This window comes from Chryseobacterium lineare (assembly GCF_977014045.1).
Genome location: NZ_CDRNIQ010000001.1, coordinates 1067634 through 1080613 on the forward strand (window position 1 = coordinate 1067634; position 12980 = coordinate 1080613).

15 protein-coding genes are annotated in these 12980 nt (G+C 36.6%); 4 read left to right on the forward strand and 11 right to left on the reverse strand.

Features of this window, described 5'->3' with window-relative positions; genetic code table 11:
* The first annotated feature begins 157 nt into the window (after positions 1-157).
* From infC to ACWNCI_RS04760, 4 genes are all read left to right on the forward strand, one after another.
* Positions 158-658: a translation initiation factor IF-3 gene (gene infC, locus ACWNCI_RS04745; protein ID WP_175608770.1), complete on the forward strand. Its 501-nt coding sequence runs from the start codon at positions 158-160 to the stop codon at positions 656-658.
* A gap of 330 nt (positions 659-988) precedes the next feature.
* Positions 989-1186: a 50S ribosomal protein L35 gene (rpmI, locus tag ACWNCI_RS04750; protein ID WP_002979658.1), complete on the forward strand. Its 198-nt coding sequence runs from the start codon at positions 989-991 to the stop codon at positions 1184-1186.
* A 119-nt stretch (positions 1187-1305) separates the two neighbouring features.
* Complete coding sequence (rplT, locus tag ACWNCI_RS04755) at positions 1306-1650, forward strand: 50S ribosomal protein L20 (RefSeq protein ID WP_346985375.1); 345 nt, start codon at positions 1306-1308, stop codon at positions 1648-1650.
* Positions 1651-1735: 85 nt separating this feature from the next.
* Entirely contained in the window at positions 1736-2911 is a 1176-nt protein-coding gene (locus ACWNCI_RS04760) for a M28 family peptidase (protein WP_449387378.1), read from the forward strand.
* Between the two features lie 86 nt (positions 2912-2997).
* On the opposite strand, the gene hisIE is transcribed toward ACWNCI_RS04760, so the two are convergent.
* The 11 genes from hisIE to ACWNCI_RS04815 form a co-directional block, all read right to left on the reverse strand.
* Complete coding sequence (hisIE, locus tag ACWNCI_RS04765) at positions 2998-3588, reverse strand: bifunctional phosphoribosyl-AMP cyclohydrolase/phosphoribosyl-ATP diphosphatase HisIE (RefSeq protein ID WP_449387379.1); 591 nt, start codon at positions 3586-3588, stop codon at positions 2998-3000.
* Entirely contained in the window at positions 3585-4337 is a 753-nt protein-coding gene (gene hisF, locus ACWNCI_RS04770; RefSeq protein WP_449387380.1) for an imidazole glycerol phosphate synthase subunit HisF, read from the reverse strand. Before hisF ends, hisIE begins: the two co-directional genes overlap by 4 nt.
* A 23-nt stretch (positions 4338-4360) precedes the next feature.
* Positions 4361-5080: a 1-(5-phosphoribosyl)-5-[(5-phosphoribosylamino)methylideneamino]imidazole-4-carboxamide isomerase gene (gene hisA, locus ACWNCI_RS04775; protein WP_449387381.1), complete on the reverse strand. Its 720-nt coding sequence runs from the start codon at positions 5078-5080 to the stop codon at positions 4361-4363.
* A complete protein-coding gene (hisH, locus tag ACWNCI_RS04780; protein ID WP_449387382.1) occupies positions 5080-5661 on the reverse strand; it encodes an imidazole glycerol phosphate synthase subunit HisH in 582 nt (193 codons plus the stop codon). Before hisH ends, hisA begins: the two co-directional genes overlap by 1 nt.
* Before the next feature lies 1 nt (position 5662).
* Positions 5663-6754, reverse strand: coding sequence for a bifunctional histidinol-phosphatase/imidazoleglycerol-phosphate dehydratase HisB (gene hisB / locus ACWNCI_RS04785; protein WP_449387383.1), 1092 nt, complete (start codon positions 6752-6754; stop codon positions 5663-5665).
* Positions 6751-7782, reverse strand: coding sequence for a histidinol-phosphate transaminase (hisC, locus tag ACWNCI_RS04790; RefSeq protein ID WP_449387384.1), 1032 nt, complete (start codon positions 7780-7782; stop codon positions 6751-6753). Before hisC ends, hisB begins: the two co-directional genes overlap by 4 nt.
* Before the next feature lie 2 nt (positions 7783-7784).
* Positions 7785-9062, reverse strand: a complete 1278-nt coding sequence (hisD, locus tag ACWNCI_RS04795; RefSeq protein WP_449387385.1) for a histidinol dehydrogenase — start codon at positions 9060-9062, stop codon at positions 7785-7787.
* Positions 9062-9919: an ATP phosphoribosyltransferase gene (gene hisG / locus ACWNCI_RS04800; RefSeq protein ID WP_449387386.1), complete on the reverse strand. Its 858-nt coding sequence runs from the start codon at positions 9917-9919 to the stop codon at positions 9062-9064. The genes hisD and hisG overlap by 1 nt, the downstream gene beginning before the upstream one ends.
* A 254-nt stretch (positions 9920-10173) precedes the next feature.
* Complete coding sequence (locus ACWNCI_RS04805; protein ID WP_449387387.1) at positions 10174-11271, reverse strand: glycosyltransferase family 4 protein; 1098 nt, start codon at positions 11269-11271, stop codon at positions 10174-10176.
* On the reverse strand, positions 11268-12044 hold the full coding sequence (locus ACWNCI_RS04810; protein WP_449387388.1) for a polysaccharide deacetylase family protein: 777 nt from the start codon (positions 12042-12044) through the stop codon (positions 11268-11270). Before ACWNCI_RS04810 ends, ACWNCI_RS04805 begins: the two co-directional genes overlap by 4 nt.
* Before the next feature lies 1 nt (position 12045).
* Complete coding sequence (locus ACWNCI_RS04815; protein ID WP_449387389.1) at positions 12046-12975, reverse strand: glycosyltransferase family 2 protein; 930 nt, start codon at positions 12973-12975, stop codon at positions 12046-12048.
* Between the last annotated feature and the right edge of the window lie 5 nt (positions 12976-12980).

Below are 12980 nucleotides of genomic sequence, written 5' to 3' on the forward strand. Positions count from 1 at the left end.
TTTAAAAATTGAAAAATTACTTCATGTAAAATAATCTTTTAATCATTTAATTTTGAATATTTAATAAATTAGAATTAACCAATAAAATTATAATACAATAGCACAAAGATTTAACAACAGGGGCCCACAAAGACGTCCTGTACAGGAGGACTTACACTTGATCAACGATAAAATTCGTGTGAGAGAGCTTCGTTTGGTGGGCGATAACGTAGAGCCGGGAGTATATCCTACAGATAAAGCAAGACAAATTGCTCAGGAGCAAGAGCTTGATCTGGTAGTAATTTCCGATAAGGCTGAACCGTTTATTGCGAGGATATTGGACTATAAAAAGTTCTTATATGAGCAAAAGAAAAAACAGAAGGAACTGAAAGCCAAGCAGGTAAAAGTGGTTGTAAAAGAGATCCGTTTCGGACCTCAGACTGATGAACACGATTACGAGTTTAAGAAGAAGCATGCTGAGAAATTCCTTGAAGAAGGTTCAAAATTAAAGACTTACGTATTTTTTAAAGGACGTTCGATTATCTTTAAGGACCAGGGAGAAATCCTACTTTTGAAACTTGCCCAGGAACTGGAGCATGTAGGAAAAGTAGATCAGCTTCCTAAACTTGAAGGAAAAAGAATGATTATGATGATGAGTCCTAAAAAACCGGCTAAATAATCTATAATTATAATCATTAATTTTAAAGTTCATGCTTTATTTAATGATTTAAAATAAACAAAAGGAGATTTTCTTTGAAAGTCTCCTTTTGTATCATTATTTTTAGTAATTTTGCAGACGCAATTATTGCGTGAGGGATAGTAATATGAAAAGCCCGCAACAAGCGAAGAAAATAGCGCTGAGTGAGGACTTGCAATGAATAGCCCGGCCCGAGTGAGTGAGTGGAGCAAAGCGGAACGAATGAGCGAGGGACACGCGCGAAAAGCTAATTGCCAAAAGCTTTTAGCCGATAACCAAAGTATTGATAACAAAACAATAAAAAGCAAGACAATGCCAAAATTAAAAACGAAATCAGGTGCTAAGAAACGTTTTGCTCTTACCGGATCTGGTAAGATCAAAAGAAAAAACGCTTACAAAAGCCACATCTTAACTAAGAAAGAAACTAAGCAGAAGAGAAATCTTACTACTACTTCTTATGTTGCTAAAGTGGACGAGAAAAGTGTTCAACGTCAATTAGCAATCAAGTAGTTTTTATAAATCTAATTCGGTTTATAAGAATTAAACAATTCAGAATTTTTAACCCTGAAACGGAGCAACCAAGTACAATGAAACAGATTGTCGCCCTTTTCAAAAAAACAATTTAAATTATGCCAAGATCAGTAAATGCCGTAGCTTCAAGAGCTCGCAGAAAGAAAATTTTAAAGCAAGCTAAAGGTTTTTTCGGTAGAAGAAAGAACGTTTGGACTGTAGCTAAAAACGCGGTAGAAAAAGCAATGCAATATGCTTACCGTGGTAGAAAAGAGAAAAAGAGAAATTTCAGAGCCCTTTGGATCATGCGTATCAACGCTGGTGCAAGAGAGCAGGGAATGTCTTACTCTCAGTTTATGGGAGCTCTTAAAAAGAACAACATTGAGCTTAACAGAAAAGTTTTAGCAGATTTAGCAATGAATCACCCTGAAGCTTTCAAAGCAGTTGTAGATCAAGTAAAATAATGTAAAATTTTTGTTATCAATATAAATCCCGGCTTTGCTCGGGATTTTTTTATTTATACATTTGCTTTTATTAATTTTTGTACAAGTGAAAAAATCAGTTACCGTTTTATTTTTCTCTTTAATGTCATTGGCATTTAATGGGCAAAGTTTTATTCAGGCCTATCAGAACAGAGCCAATCAGGTTTCACAGACCAATATTACCACTCTTCTTCAGGATTTTGAAAATCTCGGGGTGAAAACTACCGGGTCAGCAGCAAATACCAATGCCTTAAACTGGCTTAAAGCAAAATATCAGTCGTACGGTTATTCTACAAGTCAGATTACTGAGGATCCTTTCACATTTGGCGGTAATGTAAGTTCTAAAAATCTAATTATAACAAAGACAGGAACGCTTTATCCTAATATTTATGTTATCATTTGCGGACATTACGATACGATTACAGGTCCCGGTGTGAGTGATAACGGCAGCGGAACTTCAATTATTCTCGAAGCCGCAAGAATTTTAAAAGATGTTCCTACAGAGTATTCCATTAAGTTTATTCATTTTTCCGGTGAAGAGCAGGGATTACAAGGAAGCGGTCATTATGCGGATAATGTCGTTTTTCAGAATAATACCCGACAGCTAAATGTGAGACTGGTTTTCAATATAGATCAGGTTGGAGGTAAAATTGGAAATAATAATAATGCCATAAAATGTGAAAGTGATCAGGCTGGTTTAACTACAAATGATGCCCAATCTCTTGCATTTACTCAGCAATTGGCTAACTGCACCACGCTCTATTCGCCATTGCAGACTGTTATGTCTAATGCTTATTCTTCAGATTACATCCCATTCGAACAAAATGGAGATATCATCACTGGATTTTACGAAAACGTAAGAAGCTATAACGAACATACGGTAAATGATACTTTTGCCAATGTAGATCCGACTTACGTATTTAATGTAGGGAAAGCAGCTGTAGGAGCATTACAGCATTTTGCTACGGCTACGACAGTATCATTGGGTACACAAGAATTAACTTTAAATTCTCTGGAATCTGTAAAAATCTACCCCAATCCTTCAAAAGATTATCTGAATATTGAATTGCCGAAAGAAATTAAAAGTTTTAAGGTTGAAATTACAGATATGAATGGACGTTTAATTTTGAATAAAGAAAATGCGGGTAAAATTAATGTTTCAGGATTAACCAACGGTGTTTATTTATGTAATGTAAAAGCAGATGGAAAAACTGCAGTACGAAAAGTCATTATCGGAAAATAATTTAATTTTGATATAAGAAAATGAGGTTTCGGCGGGCTTTGCCCGCCGAAACCGTTTAATAAATGCATATATTTGATTTTTAACATTCATCGATTACGCTGTTCCAATATTTCTTCAATATTCTGCATTTGCATTCCTTTGGCTTTAAGCAAAATTAAATAATGATATAAAAGATCTGCGGCTTCATTTTTAAATAAATCATCATTATTATCTTTCGCTTCGATTACCAGTTCCACGGCCTCCTCGCCTACTTTCTGAGCTATTTTATTGATGCCTTTTTGAAACAAAGAATACGTATAAGAATTTTCTGATTTTTCATCAATACGTTGATTAATCATTGTTTCCAGTTCGTAAAGAAAACCTTTTGCATCTTTCTCTCCAAAACAACTGAAACTTCCTTTATGGCAGACTACATTTTGGGGAATAACTTTAATTAAAATTGTATCATTGTCACAGTCGATGTCAATACTTTTTACTGTCAGAAAATTTCCGGACTCCTCCCCTTTTGTCCAAAGTCTGTTTTTAGAGCGGCTGAAAAATGTTACAATACTTTCCTGTGAAGTTTTTTCAAATGCTTCTTCATTCATATAGCCCAGCATAAGTACCTGCAAAGTTCTGTCGTCCTGAATGATAACAGGGACTAAACCGTCGTTGTTTTTGCTAAAATTTATATTCATCGGATAGATATTTTTTTTGATTTTAATTCTCTTTTAAGACTCTCAATTTCAATTTCTCCAAAATGGAAAACGCTTGCGGCTAAAGCCCCGGAAGCTTTTGTTTCCATAAAAACCTGCTCAAAATCTTCTACTTTTCCGGCTCCTCCTGAAGCAATAACCGGAATATTGATAAGATCTGCAACCTTTCCGGTGATCCTGAGATCAAAACCGTTTTTGGTACCGTCTCCGTCCATGGAAGTCAGTAATATTTCTCCGGCGCCCAATGATTCGGCCTGTTGAACCCAATCAAGCGTTTTTAGTTGGGTTATTTCTCTTCCGCCCTTGATATGCACCCAATCTGAACTATTTACAAATCTTGTATCTACAGCTACAACAATGCATTGGCTGCCAAATTCTTTAGCTAGAACAGAAATTAAAGCCGGATTTTTGACGGCCGATGAATTGATGCTGATCTTATCAGCACCAGCTTCTAAAAGAATTCTTACATCCTCCGGCGAGGAAATTCCGCCTCCAACCGTAAAAGGAATGCTGAGTTCTGCAGCAATGGTACGAACGAGCGACGCAAAAGTTTTTCTTTCTTCCAAAGTAGCAGTGATATCAAGAAATACCAGTTCATCGGCGCCGTCATATTCATATTTTTTAGCCAGTTCTACAGGATCTCCGGCATTTCGGAGACCCTCAAAATTAATTCCTTTCACTGTGGTTCCGTCTTTGATATCCAGACAAGGGATAATTCTTTTTTTTAACATTAATAAACTTTTATGATTTACTTTTATACTTCCATAAACTTCTGCAGTTCATTTAAATTGATTCTCCCTTCATATATCGCTTTTCCGACAATAGTTCCCGAACAGCCAATTTCTTTCATTTTATAAAGATCTTCCATGCAGGAAATCCCACCGCTCGCCGTCAGCTGAATGGATGTATTATTTAAAATTTCCTGATATAAATTGGAAGATGGTCCTTCCAGCATTCCGTCTTTTGAAATATCGGTACAGATTACATTTTGTACTCCTTTTTCCTGGTATTGAAGGATAAAATCAATCACATCAAGATTACTTTTCTCCAGCCAGCCGGAAGTTTTTATCTTGCGGTTTTCACAATCGGCTCCCAGAATGATTTTTTCCGAACCGAACTGTTTGACAAGACCAAAACAAAACTCCCGATCCTGAACGGCAATACTGCCGATTGTAATCTGGCTGGCTCCGGAATCAAAAGCGATTTCAATATCCTGTTTTGTTTTCAGTCCCCCACCGAAATCAATCTTCAGATCAGTTTCACGGGCGATCGTTTCAAGGACTTTTTGATTGACGATATGCTTTGATTTTGCTCCGTCCAGATCCACGAGATGAAGATTTTTGATTCCGTGATCTTCAAATGCTTTAGCAACTTCAACCGGATTTTCATTATATATTTTAAGTGTACTGTAATCTCCTTTCGAGAGCCGTACACATTTTCCGTCGATAATATCTATGGCGGGAATAATTTTCATTAGCTTAATTTTAAAAAATTCATTAAAATTTCATTTCCTGCAGCTCCTGACTTTTCAGGGTGAAACTGTACTGCGAAGAAATTATCTTTCTGTAAAGAAGCGCTGAAAGGCAGAATATAATTACAAACCGAAGTTGTGTAATCTGATAATTCACAATAATAGCTGTGAACGAAATAAACATCATCCCACTGTCTCAAGCCTGAAAAAAGAAAGGATTTTTCATTATGAAATGTATTCCATCCCATGTGAGGAACTAAATCCTGAGGCGGAAATTTTTTAACTTCAATATCAAAAATTCCCATTCCGGAAGTATTGCCTTCCTCATTTCTACCGCACATCAATTGCATTCCCAGGCAAATGCCTAAAACAGGTTGTTTCAGATTGGGAATCAACTCATCAAGTCCTTTTTCCTTCAGAAGTTTCATTGTGGATGATGCTTCGCCTACGCCGGGGAAGATAACTTTGTCGGCATTCCGTATGGTTTCAAAATCATCTGTGACTACAGAATCTGCATTCAAGCGGTTAAGTGCATTTTGGACGGAATTCACGTTTCCTCCATTGTATTTAATAATTGCAATCATATTATAAACTTCCTTTGGTAGATGGAATGTTAAAATTGGTATCAGTCTGCTGCACCGCCATTTTCACTGCTTTTGCAAAAGCTTTGAACACTGCTTCAATTTTGTGATGCTCATTATTTCCTTCTGCTTTGATATTCAGGTTGCATTTGGCGGAATCAGTTAAAGATTTAAAAAAATGAAAAAACATTTCAGCAGGAACATCTCCTATTTTTTCTCTTTTAAATGCCACATCCCACATCAGCCAGGGACGACCTCCGAAATCTACAGCCACCTGCGCCAGGCAATCATCCATAGGAAGTAAAAAACCGTATCGTTCAATTCCTTTTTTATTTCCGAGGGCTTTACTAATAGCTTCTCCTAAGACGATTCCGGTGTCTTCAATGGTGTGATGTTCATCTACTTGCAGATCACCTTTAACTTTTATCACTACATCAAGGTTTCCGTGTTTTGAAATCTGTTCCAGCATATGATCAAAGAAATGCAAACCGGTTGAAATCTCAGATTTTCCTTTGCCGTCGAGATTAATTTCGATCTCTATTTCGGTCTCATTAGTTTTACGAAATACTTTTGCTTTTCTCGGAATTTGCTTTAAATGCTGATAAATATCTTCCCATTTTGTGGTCGTTAATTCGGCTTCACTATTTTCCAAATCATTGATGAAAATAGCTTTAGCTCCAAGATTCTTTGCCAATTGGATATCCGTGATACGGTCTCCGATAACAAAAGAATTTTTAAGGTCATAATTGCCGTAAATGTATTGATTCAGCATTCCTGTTCCGGGTTTCCTGGTGGGAAGATTCTCATATTCAAAACTTTTGTCGATTAGAATATCCTGAAATATAATACCTTCATTTTGAAATGCTTTCAGCATCTTTTCATGCGGAGGCGTAAAGTCTTCTACTGGAAAACTATCTGTTCCCAAACCGTCCTGATTGGTTACCATGACCAATTCATAATCCAGTTCTCTGACAATTTTTGACAGATTTTGAAAAATATCCGGATAAAATTCAAGTTTTTCCAGTGTATCAATCTGAAAATCTTCCGGTTCTATAATCAACGTTCCGTCACGGTCTATAAATAATACTTTTTTCATGAGTTAATATTTTTTAAAACATTAATAAGTTTCTGATTTTCATCATGACTGCCGACATTGATTCTTATACATTCCGGAATCTGCGGCGTTCTTTTGCTTGTGAAAATATTTTCATCTAATAAAGTCTGATATACGGTCTCAGCATCTTTAAATCTGATCAGGAAAAAATTGGCATCAGTTGGAAATATTTTAATAACACATGGAACAGATTTAAGCTCATTTTCTAGGCTTTCTCTTTCAGTAAGAATATTTTTAAGATTTTCATTAAAAATTTCCTGATCGTCAAGCGCATTAAGAATCAGTTCCTGACTGATACTATTGACATTATACGGTGCTTTTACGGTATTGATTAAGTTAATGATCTCTTCGGAAGCATAGGCAACTCCTAGCCTTGCGCCGGCCATTCCCCAAGCTTTTGAAAAGGTCTGAAGTACGATAAGACTGGGATATTTTTCCAGAAGCGAAAGAGCAGAATCTTTTTCAGAAAATTCAATATAAGCTTCATCCACTACGACAATTCCGTTATAATTCCGGATAAAAAATTCCAGATCATCTACACTGTTTCCTGTAGGATTATTAGGCGAACAGATGAAGAATACTTTTGAGGAGTTGCTTTTTATTTCATCTAAAAAATATTCTTTATTGATTTCAAAATCATCATTAAGATTCAGTTTTATCACTTTGTTTTCATTAACAGTGGCATAAAATCCATACATCGCAAATGAAGGATTCATCACCAGAATGGAATCTTTTTTAGGCTCACAAAAAATCCTGATGATCAGATCGATCAGTTCGTCACTTCCGTTTCCAACAGCAATACAGTCTGGGGAAATGTTTTTGCATTCTGCCAGTTTAATTTTAAGTTTTTTCTGAGTAGAATCCGGATAGCGGTTATACGTTCCAAAGGGGCTTTCATTGGCGTCCAGCAATACCGGATTTTCAGGATTTTGCTGATCTCTGTAGCTTGTATAAGGCTGTAGCTGCAGAATATTTTTTCTTACTAAATTATTGATGGTAAATGTTGTCATTATTATGATTTTAAACGGATGGATACAGCATTTTTGTGTGCCAGCAGACCTTCTGCTTCGGCCATAATTTCAATGGTTTTTCCAAGATTTTTAAGTCCATTTTCCGTTATGTGCTGAAAGGTGATTTTTTTAACAAAACTGTCAAGTGAAACTCCACTGTAATTTTTGGCAAATCCGTTAGTTGGTAACGTGTGATTGGTTCCGCTGGCATAATCTCCGGCACTTTCACAGGAATAATTTCCAAGAAAAACCGAACCGGCATTCTGAATTCTTGGGATATAATTTTCGAAAGATTTTACCGCCAAAATCAAATGCTCAGGAGCATACAGATTGCTGAATTCAAGAGCTTCTTCTATGGTGCTTAATAAAATGAAATAACTGTTTTCTAAAGATTCAGCTGCAAATTCATTCCTTGGTAGTGCTTTCAGTTGTTTTTCAGTTTCTTTAATAGTTTCATTTAAAATTTCCTCATCTGTAGTGATAAAGACTACCTGACTGTCACTACCATGTTCAGCCTGTGAAAGAAGGTCTGCCGCACAGAATTCCGGTACCGCATTTTTATCGGCAATAACGAGGACTTCACTGGGTCCGGCAGGCATATCCATAGCCACTCCGAAACGTTGGGCATACTCTTTTGCCGCTGTAACATATTGGTTTCCCGGACCAAATATTTTATAAACGGAAGGAATACTTTCGGTACCGAATGTCATTGCCGCAATGGCCTGTGCACCACCAACTTTAAAAATACTGCTGACTCCGCAAAGTTTGGCTGCATATAAAATTGCAGGATTGATATTTCCGTTTTGATCCGGCGGTGTACATAAAACGATTTCCCGGCATCCGGCGAGCTGCGCAGGAATGGCCAGCATCAGAACAGTTGAAAATAGAGGAGCGGTTCCTCCGGGAATATAGATTCCTACTTTTTCAATCGCACGGTTTTCTCTCCAGCAGATTACGCCTTCTACAGTTTCAATCTTTTCGATTTCGCTTTTCTGAGCTGTATGGAAAAGAGTAATATTTTCTTTAGCTTTTAAAATAGCGACTTTCAATTCTTCACTTATTTCTTTCTCGGCATTTCTGATTTCAATTTCTGAAACAGCAACCATTTCCAGACTGGCCTGATCAAATTTTCTACTGAATTCAAGTAATGCTTTGTCACCTTGAGACTGTACCGCTTCGAATATGGTTTGGACAATATCGGAGAGTTCTTCTCTCTGAATTACGGGACGTTGGGTCAATGTTTTCCATGCTGTTTTTTCGGGATATCTGTATGTTTTCATTATATGACCATTTTATCGATTGGAATAATTAAAATATCTTGCGCTCCTTTTTCTTTTAGTTGATCGATCACTTCCCAGAATCTGTCTTCGTCGATCACAGAATGAATGCTGCTCCACCCTTTTTCTGCTAGCGGAATCACGGTCGGGCTTTTTAAAACAGGAAGGACTGCAGAAATTTCTGAAATTTTATCATCAGGGACATTCATCAGGATGTATTTTGAATTTTTGGCTTTAAGAACAGCTTTGATCCTGAAAAGAAATTTTTCAAGAATAGCTTCCTTTTCAGGATTTAATAAAGAACTTTTTGCTAATACGGCTTCAGACCGCAAAAGTGTAACGGTTTCTCTTAGTCCGTTTTTGAATAAAGTACTTCCTGAACTCACAATATCACAAATCCCATCTGCCAGTCCGATATTGGGAGCGATTTCCACTGATCCGGAAATTACATGGATGTCAGCGTTAATTCCCTGTTCGGAAAGGAATCTTGTAAGGGTATTAGGATAGGAAGTTGCAATTTTTTTTCCCTGAAAATAGCTTAGTTCATCAGTTTCCACCTCTTTCGGAACGGCTAAGGAAACACGGCATTTTGAAAAGCCCAGCTTCTGAACTATATCACTGTTTTTCTGCTTTTCCGCCAACAGGTTTTCGCCTACGATGGCCACATCTACTACGCCGTCTTCAAGATATTGCGGAATATCAGAATTTCGCAGATACATGATTTCCATCGGGAAATTGTTTACCGAAACTTTCAGCTGGTCTTTTCCGTTATTGGTGTCTATACCGCAATCTCTGAGAAGCTGGAGAGAGTCTTCGTACAAACGTCCGCTTTTCTGAATGGCAATTTTTAATATACTCATTTTGATGGTTTTGGGCCTGAGCAAATAAAAACTGGTTGAATTGAAGAAAATTCCCGGGATATTCAGAAACAAAAAAACCGTCTATTTACTCAGACGGTTTTTAATTATTTTGATTTTTAACATAAATTATCGATCAATCAATTCCGTCTTAGCAGAGATGATGATGATAATGATGTACTGTTAAAAAAATCGGTTTCATTGTTGAAATTTGTAATGCAAAGGTAAGAGATTATTTTCGAGACGTGCAAATTTTTTTACATTATTTTTCGATAAAGGTTCATCAGTTGTTCCGCAATAGGCTTGTCATTAAATTTCTGAACGAACTCAAAACCCTTTTCAGCACGGCGTTTTCTCTCCGATTCGGTTTGCCATAAAAACTTAATTTTTGCCTGGATATCGAGAGGATTTTTTGGATCAATATAGACAGAATCCGGACCACCGGCTTCGGGAAGACAGCTTGTATTGCTTGTGATGACTACAGTTTTAGAAAAAAGCGCTTCAATCACAGGAATTCCGAATCCTTCAAAAAGGCTTGGATACACAAAAATATCTGCAAGTTTATACAACACTGCAAGCTCATCCATAGAAACGCCTTCAAGAAAACTGATTTGCTTTTCCATTTTATTATTTCGGATGAAAGTTTCTACCGTTTTAAAGTATTTTGTTTTTCTTCCGACTATTACTAAAGGTATTTCCTTGTCTTTTACAGCTTTAACGATATTCAGAAGATTTTTGCGCTCTTCAATGGTTCCGACATTCAGGATGAATCTTTCAGGTAAGATAAATTTCTCTTTTACCGACTCAATATATTCATCTGGTTGATTTTCCTTAAATACCTTGTGACACCCTTGGTAAATCACTTCAATTTTACTTTCAGGAACATTCATAAATTGAATAATATCTCTTTTAGTCTGTTCAGAAATTGCTATAATTTTATCTGCCGAAGCAGCGGCTTTTTTAAATTTCCATAAATGAATTTTACGGTCAAAAAATGAATAATACTGCGGATAACGGACAAAGATGAGATCGTGAATAGTCACTATTTTCCGAATCGGTTTTTTGTTCCATTTTAGCGGAAGTTCGCCCGACAGTCCGTGAAAAATATCAGCATTTTGGTTTTGAGCATCTATTCCCATTTTGAATTGTCTCGACATATTGCCTCTGGACGTTTCCACAAAACGGACACTTTTATGATTCAAAATGTTTTCTCCTCTTTCGGATTTGTTTTTATTGAGCAGAATGTATTCATTTTCAGGATAATAATCTGCCAATATTCTTATCAGATCACGGGAATAATTTCCCAGTCCTGATGTATTATGGAAGAATCTTTTCGCATCGTAAGCTATTTTCATGAGCCGATTTGTTTTTGAAATTCCTGAAAAGTTCCGAAGGTGTAATTCTTTTGTTTAAGCCACGAAATAAAATCATCAAAACGCTTAATCATATCTTTTCCTGAATTTTTAACAGTAAAACCCGGTAATTTATATGCATCATCTTTGATTTCTGCAAACTCCCACGGATGAAAATAAACATTAAGATAATTGTCTTTTTTTAAGGTATCTAAAGCTATTTTTTTATAGAATGATAAAGGGAAATTATGAAAGCTCAGCCAGAACAGCGGAATCCTGAAATTCGGAGAAACCGAAGCCGGAATCTGTGTTACATTTCCTTCCTTAAAATAGGTTCTCGACACTTTCAGGTTGTTATATCTTCCCGGAAGAAACGTTGGATTAACGGATGAATTATAGGAATAACCAGCTTCTTCCACTGCATTTTTGCTTACCGGCATCATTCGTGGCATTCTTAAACCTGTTATGTGAGTGGAAAATAATTCTTCCAGCCTTTCTTTTGACTCCTTCAAATGTTTTTCTTCAAATTCTGAATGATACCAGGTGTGAGAAGCCAGTTCATGATCTTCTTCCAGTAATCTTTCAATAAGTGATTTGCTGTTTTCCGCAAAAACTACAGTTGAAAAAAAAGTAGCTTTTACCTGATGTTTTTTAAGGAGATCCAATATTCTTTCAAGCCCGGTTTGGGAAACGGAAATCTGTTTTTCGAAGGGGATTTCACCTTTATATTCCAATGGCATATCAAATTCTTCGATATCAAAACTCAATAAAACCATGTTAAAAATTTTTGTTTTTAATGATGTAATTCGGCCGGTCTTTCACCTGTTTGAATATTTTACCTAAATAAATTCCGATAATTCCAAGAATAATCAATTGCAATCCGCCAAAGAAAACAATGGTCATAATCAGCGATGCCCAGCCGGAAATCTCCGTTTTGGTGATAAATGAATAAATCACATATATTCCGTAGCCTACCGCAGAAATCCCTGAAAATAAAAATCCCAGATATGCTGCGATATACAGCGGTTTTACACTGAAAGCAGTGATTCCTGTAAAAGCAAAAGTAATCATCTTTTTCAGGTTATAACTGCTCTGTCCGGAAACACGTTCATTAGCTGTAAATTCAATTCCGGTCTGCTTAAAGCCCATCCAGCTGGTAAGTCCGCGTAAAAAGAGATCGTCTTCATTGAAATTTCGCATGACTTCCACTGCACTGGCATCCATTAGCCTGAAATCTGATCCTCCGCCTTTGGTAAGGTCAACATCCGACATTTTCGATAGGATTTTGTAGAAGAAATCTGAGGTTTTCCTTTTAAACATTGAAATTTCTTTAGGATATTTTCTTACCGTAAAAACAATATCGTATCCTTCTTCCCATTTTCTGATCATTTGCGGAATAAGTTCCGGCGGATGCTGAAGATCACCATCCATAGAAATTACCGCATTTCCGCGGGCATAATCCATCCCTGCTTTTACGGCAGGCTGATGCCCGAAATTCCTGGAAAACTCAATGAATTTTACTTTTTCATACTGATGCGAAAGCTCTTCCAGTTTTTGTTGAGTTCTGTCTCTGCTTCCGTCATTTACAAAGATTATTTCAAAATCATAATCGCTTAATCCGGAAAAAACAGCGTCGATTTTTTCATAAACCAAAGCAACATTTCCTTCTTCGTTATGGGCAGGAATGACAATGGAAATTTTCTTCATAATAA

What these genes read in the sequence shown, in the direction of transcription:
- hisC (WP_449387384.1), bottom strand. Translation starts at nt 7,782, where the DNA reads ATGACAACATTTACCATCAATAATTTAGTAAGAAAAAATATTCTGCAG.
- rpmI (WP_002979658.1), top strand. Translation starts at nt 989, where the DNA reads ATGCCAAAATTAAAAACGAAATCAGGTGCTAAGAAACGTTTTGCTCTT.
- ACWNCI_RS04805 (WP_449387387.1), bottom strand. Translation starts at nt 11,271, where the DNA reads ATGAAAATAGCTTACGATGCGAAAAGATTCTTCCATAATACATCAGGA.
- rplT (WP_346985375.1), top strand. Translation starts at nt 1,306, where the DNA reads ATGCCAAGATCAGTAAATGCCGTAGCTTCAAGAGCTCGCAGAAAGAAA.
- hisD (WP_449387385.1), bottom strand. Translation starts at nt 9,062, where the DNA reads ATGAAAACATACAGATATCCCGAAAAAACAGCATGGAAAACATTGACC.
- hisA (WP_449387381.1), bottom strand. Translation starts at nt 5,080, where the DNA reads ATGAAAATTATTCCCGCCATAGATATTATCGACGGAAAATGTGTACGG.
- ACWNCI_RS04810 (WP_449387388.1), bottom strand. Translation starts at nt 12,044, where the DNA reads ATGGTTTTATTGAGTTTTGATATCGAAGAATTTGATATGCCATTGGAA.
- ACWNCI_RS04815 (WP_449387389.1), bottom strand. Translation starts at nt 12,975, where the DNA reads ATGAAGAAAATTTCCATTGTCATTCCTGCCCATAACGAAGAAGGAAAT.
- hisG (WP_449387386.1), bottom strand. Translation starts at nt 9,919, where the DNA reads ATGAGTATATTAAAAATTGCCATTCAGAAAAGCGGACGTTTGTACGAA.
- hisIE (WP_449387379.1), bottom strand. Translation starts at nt 3,588, where the DNA reads ATGAATATAAATTTTAGCAAAAACAACGACGGTTTAGTCCCTGTTATC.
- hisH (WP_449387382.1), bottom strand. Translation starts at nt 5,661, where the DNA reads ATGATTGCAATTATTAAATACAATGGAGGAAACGTGAATTCCGTCCAA.
- hisB (WP_449387383.1), bottom strand. Translation starts at nt 6,754, where the DNA reads ATGAAAAAAGTATTATTTATAGACCGTGACGGAACGTTGATTATAGAA.
- hisF (WP_449387380.1), bottom strand. Translation starts at nt 4,337, where the DNA reads ATGTTAAAAAAAAGAATTATCCCTTGTCTGGATATCAAAGACGGAACC.